The 13,274-nt window shown below is 72.3% G+C and carries 15 protein-coding genes, 1 tRNA gene and 1 pseudogene; 9 read left to right on the top strand and 8 right to left on the bottom strand.

What is annotated here, in order from left to right; all coding sequences use genetic code 11:
* Nucleotides 1-57 precede the first annotated feature (57 nt).
* Nucleotides 58-891, top strand: a complete 834-nt coding sequence (locus ACFQRI_RS08820) for a 5'-nucleotidase, lipoprotein e(P4) family (protein ID WP_380666484.1) — start codon at nucleotides 58-60, stop codon at nucleotides 889-891.
* A 245-nt stretch (nucleotides 892-1,136) separates the two neighbouring features.
* Nucleotides 1,137-1,212, top strand: a tRNA-Lys gene (locus ACFQRI_RS08815).
* 124 nt (nucleotides 1,213-1,336) lie between these two features.
* Here ACFQRI_RS08815 and ACFQRI_RS08810 read toward each other — a convergent pair.
* On the bottom strand, nucleotides 1,337-1,855 hold the full coding sequence (locus ACFQRI_RS08810) for a cupin domain-containing protein (protein ID WP_380666482.1): 519 nt from the start codon (nucleotides 1,853-1,855) through the stop codon (nucleotides 1,337-1,339).
* Nucleotides 1,856-2,024: 169 nt separating this feature from the next.
* Between ACFQRI_RS08810 and ACFQRI_RS08805 the strand changes: the two genes are divergently transcribed.
* Nucleotides 2,025-2,540 (top strand): cysteine hydrolase family protein, encoded by a 516-nt coding sequence (locus ACFQRI_RS08805; protein ID WP_380666480.1) that lies wholly within the window; start codon nucleotides 2,025-2,027, stop codon nucleotides 2,538-2,540.
* Between the two features lie 50 nt (nucleotides 2,541-2,590).
* On the opposite strand, the gene ACFQRI_RS08800 is transcribed toward ACFQRI_RS08805, so the two are convergent.
* The 4 genes from ACFQRI_RS08800 to ACFQRI_RS08785 form a co-directional block, all read right to left on the bottom strand.
* Complete coding sequence (locus tag ACFQRI_RS08800; protein WP_380666478.1) at nucleotides 2,591-3,745, bottom strand: sensor histidine kinase; 1,155 nt, start codon at nucleotides 3,743-3,745, stop codon at nucleotides 2,591-2,593.
* Between the two features lie 14 nt (nucleotides 3,746-3,759).
* Nucleotides 3,760-4,515: an ABC transporter permease gene (locus ACFQRI_RS08795; RefSeq protein ID WP_380666476.1), complete on the bottom strand. Its 756-nt coding sequence runs from the start codon at nucleotides 4,513-4,515 to the stop codon at nucleotides 3,760-3,762.
* Nucleotides 4,512-5,417, bottom strand: a complete 906-nt coding sequence (locus tag ACFQRI_RS08790) for an ABC transporter ATP-binding protein (protein WP_380666474.1) — start codon at nucleotides 5,415-5,417, stop codon at nucleotides 4,512-4,514. Before ACFQRI_RS08790 ends, ACFQRI_RS08795 begins: the two co-directional genes overlap by 4 nt.
* Before the next feature lie 83 nt (nucleotides 5,418-5,500).
* Nucleotides 5,501-6,637 (bottom strand): sensor histidine kinase, encoded by a 1,137-nt coding sequence (locus ACFQRI_RS08785; protein WP_380666471.1) that lies wholly within the window; start codon nucleotides 6,635-6,637, stop codon nucleotides 5,501-5,503.
* A 161-nt stretch (nucleotides 6,638-6,798) separates the two neighbouring features.
* Here ACFQRI_RS08785 and ACFQRI_RS08780 point away from each other — a divergent pair, with 161 nt between their 5' ends.
* A complete protein-coding gene (locus ACFQRI_RS08780) occupies nucleotides 6,799-7,056 on the top strand; it encodes a PLD nuclease N-terminal domain-containing protein (protein WP_380666469.1) in 258 nt (85 codons plus the stop codon).
* 51 nt (nucleotides 7,057-7,107) lie between these two features.
* Here the strand turns inward: ACFQRI_RS08780 and ACFQRI_RS08775 are convergent, their stop codons facing one another.
* Both ACFQRI_RS08775 and ACFQRI_RS08770 read right to left on the bottom strand, forming a co-directional pair.
* A complete protein-coding gene (locus ACFQRI_RS08775; protein WP_380666467.1) occupies nucleotides 7,108-7,755 on the bottom strand; it encodes a response regulator in 648 nt (215 codons plus the stop codon).
* 101 nt (nucleotides 7,756-7,856) lie between these two features.
* The gene (locus tag ACFQRI_RS08770) at nucleotides 7,857-8,435 is read right to left on the bottom strand and encodes a dihydrofolate reductase family protein (protein WP_380666465.1); all 579 of its coding nucleotides are present in this window, start codon (nucleotides 8,433-8,435) and stop codon (nucleotides 7,857-7,859) included.
* 107 nt (nucleotides 8,436-8,542) lie between these two features.
* On the opposite strand from ACFQRI_RS08770, the gene ACFQRI_RS08765 reads away from it, so the two are divergent.
* From ACFQRI_RS08765 to ACFQRI_RS08745, 5 genes are all read left to right on the top strand, one after another.
* Nucleotides 8,543-8,842 carry a YrhK family protein gene (locus ACFQRI_RS08765; protein WP_380666463.1) on the top strand — a complete coding sequence of 100 codons (300 nt, stop codon included), beginning with the start codon at nucleotides 8,543-8,545 and terminating at the stop codon, nucleotides 8,840-8,842.
* Nucleotides 8,843-8,939: 97 nt separating this feature from the next.
* Complete coding sequence (locus ACFQRI_RS08760; protein ID WP_380666461.1) at nucleotides 8,940-9,572, top strand: superoxide dismutase family protein; 633 nt, start codon at nucleotides 8,940-8,942, stop codon at nucleotides 9,570-9,572.
* Nucleotides 9,573-9,735: 163 nt separating this feature from the next.
* Entirely contained in the window at nucleotides 9,736-10,890 is a 1,155-nt protein-coding gene (gene dusB / locus ACFQRI_RS08755) for a tRNA dihydrouridine synthase DusB (protein ID WP_380666459.1), read from the top strand.
* A gap of 3 nt (nucleotides 10,891-10,893) precedes the next feature.
* Nucleotides 10,894-11,310, top strand: coding sequence for a hypothetical protein (locus ACFQRI_RS08750; protein ID WP_380666457.1), 417 nt, complete (start codon nucleotides 10,894-10,896; stop codon nucleotides 11,308-11,310).
* A gap of 299 nt (nucleotides 11,311-11,609) precedes the next feature.
* Nucleotides 11,610-12,452, top strand: coding sequence for a GGDEF domain-containing protein (locus ACFQRI_RS08745; RefSeq protein WP_380666455.1), 843 nt, complete (start codon nucleotides 11,610-11,612; stop codon nucleotides 12,450-12,452).
* Between the two features lie 442 nt (nucleotides 12,453-12,894).
* Here ACFQRI_RS08745 and ACFQRI_RS08740 read toward each other — a convergent pair.
* Nucleotides 12,895-13,274 (bottom strand): annotated as a pseudogene (locus ACFQRI_RS08740) (hypothetical protein); the annotation flags it as partial.

The raw sequence follows: 13,274 nt of genomic DNA, 5'->3' as shown, positions 1-13,274 counted from the left end.
CAGGATGTGTACAATTGTACAACTATGTCTAGACATCCCCGGACGAGGACTCGACCCATGCCCGCGACCGGCAAGGTCATCGCTGGCCTGGCCAGCATCGGCCTTCTCGTGACCGGCCTCGCGGCCAGCACCGGCAACGCGCCGGCCGCCGCGGACGAGTCGGCCGGTCAGACAACCACCGCGAACGCGGCCGGGAACCGGACCGAGGACTGCCCGATCAAGGAGTACTCGATGGGTCTGCGCTACCAGCAGTCACCCACCGTCGACGCGATGCAGCGCCAGGCCTGGCTGCTCGCCCAGGACCGGCTGTCCGCGAAGGCCGGGCCTCCGCAGCAGAACGCGAAGAAGGCGGTCGTCGTCGACCTCGACGAAACCGTGCTCGACAACACCGCCCTGCTCGCTCGCGACCTCCAGGCCTGCCACGACTACACGTCGTGGGACACCTGGAAGCACTGGGAGCGGGAGGGCGACCCAGCGCTCATCCCGGGCGCAGCCGAGTTCTTCGACTACGCCGACGAGCGCGGTTTCGCGATCTACTACATCTCGGACCGCTACGAGGAGAACAAGAAGCACACGATCGACACCCTCACCCGGCTCGGCCTGCCGCAGGTGAGCGAGGACAACGTCCTGCTCCACTCGGACCAGACCCCCGGCAAGGACGAGCGGCGCGCCGTGGTCAGCGAGACCCACGAGATCACCCTGCTGGTCGGCGACAGCCTGCACGACTTCCGGGACGCCTTCGGCGAGAGTAAGAGCAGCGACGCCGAGCTGCTGGCCGACAACATCGAGCACATCGGGCGCGACTGGATCGTCCTGCCCAACTCCAGCTACGGCGACTGGGACGAAGGCGACCTCGAGGCGTGGGACGCGCCGCTGCGCACCGAGAACTAACCACCGCCCGAGCACGCTCCGGCGAACCACGGCCGAAGGGCGAAGATCGCCGGTGGCGAGACCCGCGAGCGAAGACCTCGCCACCGGCGATCCCCCGCACGCACCACCCGGCGCCCCTCGTCACGACGACCGCGCACCGGCCCGAACGAGCGACAACCACTAGGCACCCACCCGGTGTGACACGCGCCCGACTTGGCCCAGCCTTGCCGACGAAGATCATCCGGACCTTGTAACCTTGGGCACGCGGGGCGTTAGCTCAACTGGCAGAGCAGCGGACTTTTAATCCGCGGGTTCAGGGTTCGATCCCCTGGCGCCCCACCAAAACCCCAGGTCAAAGGCCTGGGGTTGTTTCTTTTCGGTGGCTGCTCCCACCTTTCCTATTCGAGACCGTTCTGAGTTCCGCGCCCGGTGCTCGTCTCGCGAGCGCCGGGTGCTCGCCTGGCGGCTACGGGTTGCCAGCGGCTCCCCGCTCGGCTGGTGCGGCGGCGTTCGGCGGTGGGCCCAGGAGCTCGATGTGGTGGGCCGCGGCGGCGTGACCGAGGGCTGCCGGGTCGATCGGGGCGGGGTCGGGGAGCCTGCGCTCCAGGGCCGGGGTGCTGACCTCGGTGGCGAAGTCCTCGAAGCCGGACGGGGTGGTGAGCTGCAGGCAGCGCATCGGCTCCTCCGAGCCGACGACGAAGGTGTGCGGCAGGCCGACCGGGAGCAGCACGAAGTCCCCCGGGCCCGCTGCGAGCTCCTCCCCCTCGCACAGGAAGCGGGCGGTGCCCGAAAGGAGGTAGAAGACCTCGTCCTCCACCAGGTGCCGGTGCAGCGGCGGGGCGAAGCCGGGTGCGTTGACGAACTCCGCGGCCGTGAGCCGGCCCCCGGTCTGCGCACCACCCGCCTTGACGGTCACGAGGTTGCCGAGGAACCACAGCGCCTCGCCCTCAGCGGGGCCGAGCAGGTAAGGACGGTTGAGCGACATGACTGCCTCCTCCCGCGCGGCGCGGTCGACGCCATGCGTCGATTGGAATGCAGTCCACGCGCGACGGGCAGGGCCTTAGGACCCGAGTCGCGCTATTGCCGTCGGCCGGCGTTGACCTCCAGTCGGCTCGAAGTCCTACCGTTCTGCTCGCTCGACACCGGGAGGACTCATGCAGCAGGACACCGCGCTGATCGTGGTCGACATGCAGAACCTGTTCGTGGACATCGGCGGTGAAGGAGTCATCGACGCGGTGAACGACCAGATCGCGACAGCTCACGAGCGGGGATGGCCCGTGTACTTCACGCGCGACGTCGCACCCGACGATTCACCGACCGACGCTCCGGCGCTTGACCTGCACCCGGAGCTCGACGTGCGGGGAACGGTCGTGCCGAAAGGCCCCGGGAGGAGCGGCGGCTTCTCGGGTTTCGTGCTCGATTCCGGGCGCGGACCGGGCGCGGGCGGGTTGAGCCCGCTGGCCGGGCTGCTCCGCGAGTCCGGGGTTCGCTCCATAGTCGTCGTCGGCATCGCTGCCGACGTCTGCGTCGCCGCCACGGCGCGGGACGCGCTCCGGCTCGGCTATTCCGCCACCGTCGTCCGCGGCGCTACCGCGTTCGTCGGGGCGCACCCCGGCGGCGACGAAGCGGCCGTGTCCGAGCTCCGTGCCGCGGGCGTCGCGGTCGGCTGAGCGGCCAACGCGGGACCTCCGCGCGGGATCCCGCGGTTTGGCCTGAAGCTTCACCCCTCGTGGGGTGAAGTTTCAGGCCGAACTGCGAGGTCCGGGTGGTGCGGGAGGTGGGCTCGGACCTGGTAGCCGCCTTCCGGGGTTCTGGTGGTGTGGAGCTTGCCGCCGGTGAGGACGACTCGTTCGCGCATGCCGACCAGGCCGAAGCCGGAGGTGGGGAGGGCCGTGGGCCGGGTCTTGGGGCTGCGGCGGTTGGTGACCGTGATCGTGAGGCTGTGCTCGTCGGTGGTCAGCTCGGCGTGGACCGCCGCGTGCGGGGCGTGCTTGGCGGCGTTGGTGAGGGATTCCTGGACCACGCGGTAGGCGGCCCTGGCCACCTCCGGGGACACCTCCGGCAGCTGGTCGGGCGTGGTCAGCTGGACGTTCTCACCGGCGCGCTTCGCGTCCTCGACCAGGTCGGCGATGCCGGTGAGGTCGCCGGCCGCCGGGTCGGTCCCGGTGTCGTCGCGCAGGGCGCGGAGCATGTCGTGGAGCTCGGTCATGGCCGTCTCGCCGGTGCTTCGGATGATCTCGGCGAGCTCGGCGCTGCGCTCGTCCGGGGCGTTGGCCGCCAGCGCCTCCGCGCGCCGCGAGACCACGCCGATGCGGTGCGCGACGACGTCGTGCATCTCCCTGGCGATCTCGCGGCGCTCGGCGACGACCGCGCGTTCGGCGAGCAGCTCCCGCTCCCGCTCGACCTGCTCGGCGCGCTCGTCGTAGTCGGCCAGCACCCGCTGGCGGCCGTACACCCACAGGCCGAGCAGCACCGGGACGCCCACGAACAGCAGCCCGCTGACCACCGACGCCAGGTGCCAGTTCATCACGAAGGCGCTGGCCAGCGCGTTCACCGCGGCCGCCGTCCAGGTCGCCGCGCCGGGCCCGCGCCGGCCGGCCACCGTGTACAGGGCGATCTGGGCGACCCCGACGACGTTCCCGGCGGGCAGGTTCACCAGCGCGGCGACCACGGCCACCGGGAGCGGGAAGCGGCGCCGCACCAGCAGCGCGCAGAAGCTCGCGACGAGCGCGGCCAGCGCCTGCGGCGAGGAGTCGGGCAGCCGCCCGCCGTGCGAGTAGAGCTCGCCGGCGATCGGGCCCAGCGCCACCAGGACGTCGAACAGCAGCGACCGCGGGGAACCGCCCCACCACGCCAGCCACCGCCGTTCGCTCACCCCGCGCACGGTACTCAAGCGTCCCGGCGGCTCAGGACCAAGGCGGTCGCGCCGAGCAGCACCGCCGCCAGCACCAGCATCGGCAGCACCATCGGCCAGTCCGGGTCCGGGGCGATGAGGCTGCGCGCCGAGTAGAAGGGCTCCAGCGCGGTCAGCAGCGGCCGCGGCAGGTCCAGCCGGTTGATCAGGAACATCTCCACCTCCGGCCACACCACCAGCAGGCCGATCGGCAGCACCGAGCCGCGCACCAGCCCGGCCAGCGCGAGGCCGATCAGCGTGACCAGCGCGATGTAGCAGAGCATCCCGGTGCCGAGCGCCAGCGAGGTGGGCACCGTCGGCGCCGCGCCCAGGAGCACGGCGAGCACCAGCCAGGACGCAGCGAGCGCGACAGCCTGGGCGACCACCGCTGCGACCACCACCGTGATCGCCTTCGCCAGCAGCACGTGCGCCCGCGAGCGCACGGTGAGCGCGGTCGTGATGATCGTGCGGTACCGGTACTCGGTGCCGAAGGCGTTGACCCCCAGCGCGGCGATCAGCGCGCTGAACACCCACGCCACCGAGAGGGTCTTCTCGAAGGTGATGTCGCCGTGGTCCCGCGAATCGTGCGCGAACGCGGTGAGCAGGACCTGGATCACCAGCGCCGCGGCCATCAGCGCCCAGTTGGCGCGCACGGTCCGGAAGGCGGCCAGCTCGTAGGCGAGGGCGCGCCCGAAGCCCGGTGCGCGGTCCGCGGGCGGCAGTTCCACCCGGTCGATCGTCTGCGCGGTCATGCTGCTTCTCCCCGGTAGGTCGTGGTGTCGGCGGTGGCGTGCAGGAAGGCGTCCTCCAGGCTGCTGCGGCTCGTGTGCAGCTCCCGGACCGGGACTTCGGCGAGGCGGGCGGCCTCGTTGACCTCGTCCACGTCGGCCCCCTCGACCACCAGCACGTCGGGCTCCTCGCGGCGCACCTGGAAACCGGCCCGGCCCAACCAGTCCCGGAACCGGTCGGCCTGGGCGGTGCGCACCACCACGTGGGTGCGGGTGTGCGCGTCGACGAAGTCGGCGACCGGCTCGGCCGCCAGCAGCCTGCCCTCGCCGATGACCACGAGATCGTCGGCCAGCTGGGCCATCTCGGACAGCAGGTGGGACGAGACGAACACCGTCCGGCCCTCGTCGGCCAGCTCGCGCAGCAGCGAGCGCATCCAGCGCACGCCCTCCGGGTCGAGCCCGTTGGCCGGTTCGTCGAGGATCACGTGCTCGGGGTCGCCGAGCAGCGCGGCGGCGATGCCCAGGCGCTGGTGCATGCCGAGGCTGAACCCGCCGATGCGGCGGGCGGCGGCCTCGTCGAGCCCGACCGCGCCGAGCACCTCGTCGACCCGTCGCCGGTCGATCCCGGCGCCCGCGGCGATCATCCGCAGGTGCTGCCGGGCCGTGCGCCCCGGGTGCACGGCCCGCGCGTCGAGCAGCACGCCCACGGTGCGCACCGGGTTCGGCAGCTCCCGGTAGGCCTTGCCCCCGAAGGTGACGCTGCCCAGGCCGTGGTCGAGCCCGAGCATCAGCCGCATGGTCGTGGACTTGCCCGCGCCGTTGGGCCCGAGGAATCCGGTGACCACGCCCGGCCGGACGGTGCAGCTGAGGTGGTCCACGGCGACCTCGTCGCCGTACCGCTTGGTGAGACCTTGGATGGAGATCAACGCTTCTCCCGGATGTCGGAGTGGATTTCCCGCACGGCAACGAGAATCGCGAATCCGGTGCGCTCCCGGCGTCTGACTTCCAGCTAGCGTTCGGTACGACTTTCGGTCAGCGGGAGCACCGCGGCCACCCGGAAGCCGCCGTCCCCGGCGGGCCCGGCGCGCAGCGAACCGCCCGCGAGCTCGACGCGCTCGCGCATCCCGAGCAGCCCGTAGCCGGAACCCGCCGCCTCGCCGGGTGTCCCGGGCGGTTCGTTGGTGACGGTGACCACCAGGTCCCGCTCCGCCTCCACCCCGACCCGCACCGCTGCTCCCGGCGCGTGCCGGGCCGCGTTGGTCAGCGACTCCTGCACCACCCGGTACGCCGCGCGGCCGATGGTGCCGGAGGTCTCCGGCAGCTCCTCGGGCATCCGCAGCTCGACGGTCGACCCGGCCGCGACCGCCTCGGAGACCAGCGATCCGATGTCGCGCACCGAGGGCGCAGCGGACTCGCCCTGATCGTCGGGGCCGTCGCGCAGGACCCGGAGCATGCCGCGCAGCTCGGTGAGCGCCTTCGCGCTGTTCTCCCGGATGACCTCGGCGCTCTCGGCGGTCGCGCCGTCCGGCGCGTGCACCGTGAGCGCCCCGGCCTGCAGGGTCATCACGCTGGCCCGGTGGGCGACGACGTCGTGCAGCTCGCGGGCGATCCGCCTGCGCTCGTCGGCCACCGCCCGCTCGGCGAGCAGCGCGCGCTCCCGCTCGGCCCGCTCGATGCGCTCGCGCGCCGACGCCAGCAGCACCTGCCGCTGGTGCAGCCACAGGCCGAGCATCACCGGGGCCCCGTAGGTCGCCGCCTTCACCGCGATGCCCAGCAGGATCGGGAAGCCGTGCCAGCCCGACTGCGCGATCATCTCCGCGGCGACCACGATCGCGATGCCCACCGGTGCCGCGATCCACAGCTGCCGCCCGGGGCCGCGGCGGCGGGCGAGGGTGTACAGGGCGATCGCCGCGGGCAGCGGTTGCGGCTGGATCACCGCCGCGGGCAACGACGCGACGACCGCGAGCTCGGGGAAGCGCCGGCGCACCAGCAGGCCCAGCCCGGCGACGATCGGCGCGCCGAGGGCCCACGGCGTTCCGCCGCTGTCGAGCCCGCCGACGCACACCAGCGCCACCGCGAGGTCCAGGAGCAGCGAACGCGGCTTGCCGTCCCACCAGGACAGCAGGCGTTCTCGATCGGCCAGCACCGGGCCGACTCTAGCCGCGCACCGGCCGCCGGAACTTCGCCCATCGGCCGACTGGCGTACGACCTTCGGCCAGGTTCGGTCGAGCGGGAAGGAGGACGCCCGCGACACCCGCCCCGCCATAGCTTGGAGTCGCAACGAACCTCGTGGAAGGAAGACTTCTCATGGCCCTGGCCCACGTCCTCGCCGCCGATCCGGCGCCGGTCTTCGCGTTCGGCACCTTGGCGCTGGTCGCTCTGGTGGCGCTCGGCTGGCTGGTGCTGTTCCTGGCCGCACTGGTCAGCATCCTCGGCTCACCGCACACCGGCGGGATGAAGATCGCCTGGCTGGTGTTCGCGTTCATCGCGCCGTTCCTGGGCAGCCTGCTGTGGTTCGTCGTCGGGCGGGGCGACTCGTACCGCCGGCGGCCCGCGAGCTGCTGATCGCTGGGGGTCGCGGGGGCGGGTGCGCGCACCCGCCCCCGCGCGTGCGCCTCAGGCCAATCCGGCGTCGTGGGTGATGATGGCGACCTGGGTGCGGTTGACCGCGTCCAGCTTCTGCATGATCCGTCCGATGTGGACCTTCACGGTGGACTGGCTCATGTAGAGATCGGCCGCGATCTCGGCGTTGCTGGAGCCCTGCGCGACCGCCACCGCGACCTCGCGCTCCCGCGCGGTCAGCTCGTCCACCTTGGACTTCGCGTCGCGGACCGCGGTGCCGCCCGCGGAGAACGCGGACAGCAGCTTGCGGGTGATCCGCGGTGAGAGCATCGCCTCGCCGGCCGCGAGGGTGTGCACCGCGGCGACCAGCTCGCGCGGGCGCGTGTCCTTGAGCAGGAACCCCGCCGCGCCGCCGCGCAGCGCCTCGTGCACGTACTCGTCCAGGTCGAAGGTGGTCAGCACCGCCACGGCGGGCGGGTCGGGGAGCGCGGCGACGCGCCTGGTGACCTCCAGACCGCCCACCCCCGGCATCTGGATGTCGGTGAGCAGCACGTGCGGGCGGTGCCGGGCGACGAGCTCGACGACCCCGGAGCCGTCCGCGGCCTCGGCCACGACCTCGATCTCCGGGTCCGCTTCGAGGATCATCCGGATCCCGCTGCGCACGAGGTCCTCGTCGTCGAGCAGGGCCACTTTGACGGTCACCGGTCACCACGTCCGCGAGTAGGGGAATCCGACGGGACAACGGTATACCCGCGCGGACCGCCCGATGTCGGGGCGAAGGCACCGCTCCCGCGCCGGGCCGCCTACTGCCCTGCGCCGGGCGGGCCGTCGAGAACCCGTGGCGCGTACTCGAGCAGCTGGATCTTCCCGTCGAAGGTCCGGCTCTCGAGCAGGTCGAGCGCGACGTCGGGATAGCCGTCGAAGATGCGCTCCCGCCCGGTGGCCCCGGTGATGACCGGGAAGACGACCACCCGGAAGCGGTCCACCAGCGCGGCCGACAGCAGCGACCGGCACAGCGCGAGGCTGCCGATGGTGCGCAGCGGGCGCGACCCTCTCCGCTTCAGCTCCCGCACGGCCGCCACCGCATCCCCTCCGCCGAGTTCGCTGTTCTCCCACGTCAGCGGCCCGCGCAGCGTGGAGGAGAAGACCACCTTGGGCACCGCGGTCAGCGCGGCGAGGCCGGGGTCGTCGGGCATCTCTGCGACGAACCCGGACATCAACCGGTAGGTCCTCGCCCCCATCAGGGCGGTGTGCTGCAGGCCGGAGTCCTCGCCGATCCAGGTGAGGTACTCGGGCCCCTCCATGCCCCAGAAGCCGGGCCAGCCCTCGGCCGACGCGCAACCGTCGAGCGAAACGATGAGATCCACCATGAGGTCCGGCATGGGCTTCCTCCTCGCGAGCTGGCCTCACGAGTTCGGACCGGGCGCTGCGCCGGAACTCGTCGCCGGACCGGGCGGCCGCGGGCGCGCGGGCGTGGCACGGTTGGATCATGTCCGATCCCTCGCCCGGGGAGAGCTCCCGGACCGTGCTGCTGCACATCGGCAACGAAGAGCTCGTCATCCGCCAGCGCTACGAGGTGCTGAGCATCGTCAACGACCTGCTCATCGCGGTGTGGTTCCTGATCGGCAGCGTCCTGTTCTTCTGGGAGTCCACGATCGTGGCGGGCACCTGGCTGTTCGTCCTCGGCAGCGTCCAGCTGATGATCCGGCCGCTGATCCGCCTGCACCGGCGCGTCAAGCTGCGCCGGGTGGCCTCCGGCACGCCCGCCGAGACCGCGCGGGACTTCTGAGCCGACGCACCGGGTCGCCCGAGATCTCCGCGCGAACCGGTCGAGCCGGGCAGAATCGGCGCGGTAGCAGTCGGCGAAACGCTAAGGACGGATACCCATGCAGCGGACACGCCTGCCCGGTTCGATCTTCGGCCTGTGCGCCGCGAGCGCGCTGCTGGTCGCCTGCGGAGGCGGGGGCGGCGACGCCGGTTACCAGCAGCCCGGGCAGCAGACCACCCAGCAGCAAGCGCCCCCGACGAGCCAGGCGCCGGCCCCCAAGGAGACCTCCGGGACGTTCCAGAAGTACCAGCCGACCGTCTCCGCGATCACCTACGACCCCGAGCAGGTGCCGATCGGCTCCCGGATCAAGGTCAGCTCCCAGCAGGTCGACGGCAAGACCCGGGTCGCCCTCGAAGCCCAGGGCCTGCGGCCCGACCGCGACTACGGCGCCCACGTGCACGTCAACCAGTGCGGCCAGGAGGGGGACGAAGCCGGCCCGCACTACCAGGAGAAGCCCGACCCGGTGAAGCCCTCGGTCGACCCGGCGTTCGCCAACCCGCAGAACGAGGTCTGGCTGGACTTCCGCACCGATGCCCAGGGCAACGGCAAGTCCACCGCCGAGGGCAGCTGGAGCCTCTCCTCCAGGGGCGACGCGCAGTCGGTGGTCCTGCACGCCCACCGCACGAGCTCCGCGCACGGCGAGGCGGGCGAAGCCGGCGACCGGCTGGCCTGCATCACCGCGGACTTCTGACCAGCACCCCGCCCACCCCCGGAAAACCCTCCGAAACGCCACCCCGATCGGGAGGTGAATCGGGGGGGGTGGATCGGGAGGGAATCCGGAGGGCGGGAGCGGGGTGGGGGTCGCGATGCAGGTCACGGACCAGCGCTCCGGGGAGTTGGGGATAATGGGCGCGATGACCGCTGTGGACCTGCCCGCCGGGACGGGCGCGACGACTCTGCGGATCGGGCCTCACCAGGTCGATCCGCCGGTGGTGCTCGCGCCGATGGCGGGGATCACCAACGTCGCCTTCCGCCGCCTGTGCCGCGAGTACGGGGCCGGGCTGTACGTCTGCGAGATGATCACCAGTCGGGCGCTGGTCGAACGGCACCCGAAGACCATGGAGATGATCACCTTCGACCCGGACGAGCACCCGCGGTCGATGCAGCTCTACGGCGTGGACCCGCAGACCATGGGCCAGGCCGTCCGCATGATCGTCGAGGAGGACCTCGCCGACCACGTGGACATGAACTTCGGCTGCCCCGTCCCGAAGGTCACCCGCAAGGGCGGTGGGTCGGCGCTGCCCTACAAGCGCAGGCTGTTCGCCGAGATCGTGCGGGAGGCCGTGCGGGCCGCCGAGCCCGCGGGCATCCCGGTGACCGTGAAGTTCCGCATCGGCATCGACGACGACCACATCACCTACCTCGACGCGGGGCGGCTGGCCGAGGACAACGGCGCCGCCGCGGTGGCCCTGCACGGCCGCACCGCCTCGCAGCGCTACTCCGGGACCGCCGACTGGTCGGCGATCGCGCGGCTCAAGGAGCACGTCACCTCGATCCCGGTGCTGGGCAACGGCGACATCTTCAGCGCGGCCGACGCGCAGCGGATGATGCGCGAGACCGGCTGCGACGGCGTGGTCGTCGGGCGCGGCTGCCTGGGCAGGCCCTGGCTGTTCCGCGACCTGCAGGCCGCCTTCCGCGGCGAACCGGTCCCCGAGGGCCCGAACCTGGGCGAGGTCGCGCGGGTGATGCGCAGGCACGCCGAGCTGCTCGCCGACCACATGGGCGAGGAGAAGGGCCTGCGGGACCTGCGCAAGCACATGTCGCAGTACTTGCGCGGCTTCCCGGTCGGCTCGGACCTGCGGCAGGGCTTCGGGCTGGTCTCCAGCCTCGCCCAGCTCGACGACCTGCTCGGCAAGCTGGACCACGACGTGCCGTTCCCGGCCGACGCCGAGGGACCGCGCGGCAGGCAGGGCTCGGCGGGCAAGGTCGTGCTGCCCGAAGGCTGGCTGGACGACCCGGACGACCTCGCCGTCCCGTTCAGCGCCGAGATCGACTCCAGCGGCGGCTGAGGCGTGCGGTTCCGGCCGGCGGCGCTGGCGGTCCTGCTCGCGCTGCCCGCCTGCTCGGCGCAACCCGACGACGCCGACGCGCGCGGAGCCGTGCAGCGCTACTTCGCCGAGAACAACGCGGCCGCCCGGGCGGGACCGGGCGCGCAGCAGGAGTTCTTCGCCCGCACCCAGCACCCGGACTACCCCCGGGACTGCGAGCTCGGCGACACCACGGTGCGCCTGGACCCGGCGATGTCCACGCTGCGCCCGGACCCCGGCTGGTCGCCGGACGGAACCGTCCCGCGCGGGCAGATCTGGGCGATCGGCGTGGAGGTCACCACGCGCTCCGGGGGGAGCACCACCGGTCACCAGATCGGGTCACAGCACGTGGTCCTCCTGGACGGCAGGACCTACGCCTTCGCGCCCTGCCCGACCGGTTGAGAACCGCGCCGTCCCCGCCACGTTCGCGATCACGAGCGCGCGAGTTGTTGCGCGCGCAAGGCATTCACCCGATGGCGAGCGGGAGATTGCGCTCTCGTAGCGTGAACCGGACACTGATTTGCTCCTCCGTGCGGGTGGGTCCGAACCGATTCGCTTTCGCATTCACCCCTCGGCCCGGTACACATCTGGACAGCCCGTCATCGATCCAGTCGACCCGGGGGACCGACTGCTCGAAGACGTCGGGCGGGCTCGAGCGTTCCGTCACACCCGAAGGACACCGACGACGGGAGGTGGGTGCGATGGCCGGACTGCCCAAGAGCTTCACCGGCTGGGACGTCACGCCTCCCGAGCAGCGCTCCCGCGAGGACCTGACCGGCGGCGCCGGGATGGCCGAGCTGCACGAGTCGATCGCGCGGCTGCTCGCCTCGCGCAACCAGTGGCGCCAGGCCTACCACCACCTGCGCTCCGCGCTGGACCTGATGACCTCGGGCGAGTCGGCTCCGGAACCCGAGCAGCTGCGCCACGAGGTGAACCGGCTGCGCCGCGCGCACGCCGAGGCCCGCGAGCAGAGCCTGCGCGACAGCCTCACCGCCTGCTACAACCGCCGCTACCTCGATCAGCGGCTGGAGCAGCTGCTGGCCGAGCGCTCCTCGGCCGACGGCGGGCTGGCGGTGGCGCTGGTCGACCTGGACTGGTTCAAGCGGGTCAACGACACCCACGGCCACCTGCTCGGCGACCGGGTGCTGCAGCGCGTGGTGGACCTGCTCCAGGAGGCGCTGCCCGACGGGGCGTTCTGCGCCCGCTACGGTGGGGAGGAGTTCGTCCTGGTGCTGCCGGACGTCCTGCCCAACTCCGCGGTGCAGGTCTGCGAGTCGGCGCGACAGCGGGTTGAGCAGTTCCCGTGGTCGCAGCTGGTTCCGGGGCTGGGTGTGACGATCAGCATCGGGGTGGCGCACGAACGGGGCGCCTGCGCCGGGCGGGGCTCCGCAGAACAGCAGTTGATCAGCGCCGACGCGTTGCTCTACGCGGCCAAGCGCGCGGGCCGGAACGCGGTCGCCTTCCGCAAGGGGGCCGAGGTCCGGCTGGCTGGGGCCGCGGCGGGGAGATCCCGCTCATCGGAGCGCAAGGCGGCCGGCTACTGATCGCTACCGCTCAAAGACACAGGGTAGAAGAATGGTTGCGTTCCCTAGGCTGGATGGCCTATCACGGTTGACCAGGAAAGCCTAGCCAGCCGATGGGATCGTGCACAGATTGTGAAGAAATTGTCGGTCCTATCGTCAGTTCGGGCGATCGGCCGTACTATCTCTAGGGCGCCGCGCGATACACGTCGGGGGGTATCGAGCGTCGCGGGCATTACTCGCAGAGCAGTTGTGACTTACGCAGGTGGGAGGGAAGACGCGTGCCGCAGGACCCCCGGCATGGCGAATTCGGGCACCGGCGTACCTCCGATGAGGACTCCGGCGTGACCGGCAGCGGCCGCCGTCGGCGCGCACTCTCCGAAGACGGCACCGGCGGAACCCGAGTCATAGACCTGCTGGCCAAGAACGGCAAGGCACCCGGCCAGGCGACGCCGCAGACCTCCGGTCACCGGCGCGCCGCGGCCGAACCCCCGCAAGCCGAGCCGCCCCAGGCCGCGCAGGCGACCCAGGCCGCGCCGCCGCGTTCGGCGTCCCAGCCGGCCCAGGTCGAGCAGTCCGGACGACGCACCCGGGCTCCCCAGGCACCGCCGTCCGAGGCGGCGCAACCCTGGACCACCCCCGACTCCGGGCCGCGCACCGCGCAGCCCTCGGGACGCAACCCGCGCCCCGCACCTCCCGCGGCGAGTCCGAGCTCCCCGCCGCCCGGGTGGACGCCGCCGAGCACCGGCCCGCGTCCGACCCAGCCCCCCGCCGCGGGCCAGCCGCCGACCGCCGCGCCGCCGCGCCCGGTGTCGCCGCCGTCCGGCCGCAACCCCCGACCGGCCG

This window comes from Saccharopolyspora griseoalba, assembly GCF_042665275.1.
Taxonomy (GTDB): Bacteria; Actinomycetota; Actinomycetes; order Mycobacteriales; family Pseudonocardiaceae; genus Saccharopolyspora; species Saccharopolyspora griseoalba.
This window is presented reverse-complemented; position numbering and strand designations above follow the sequence as displayed.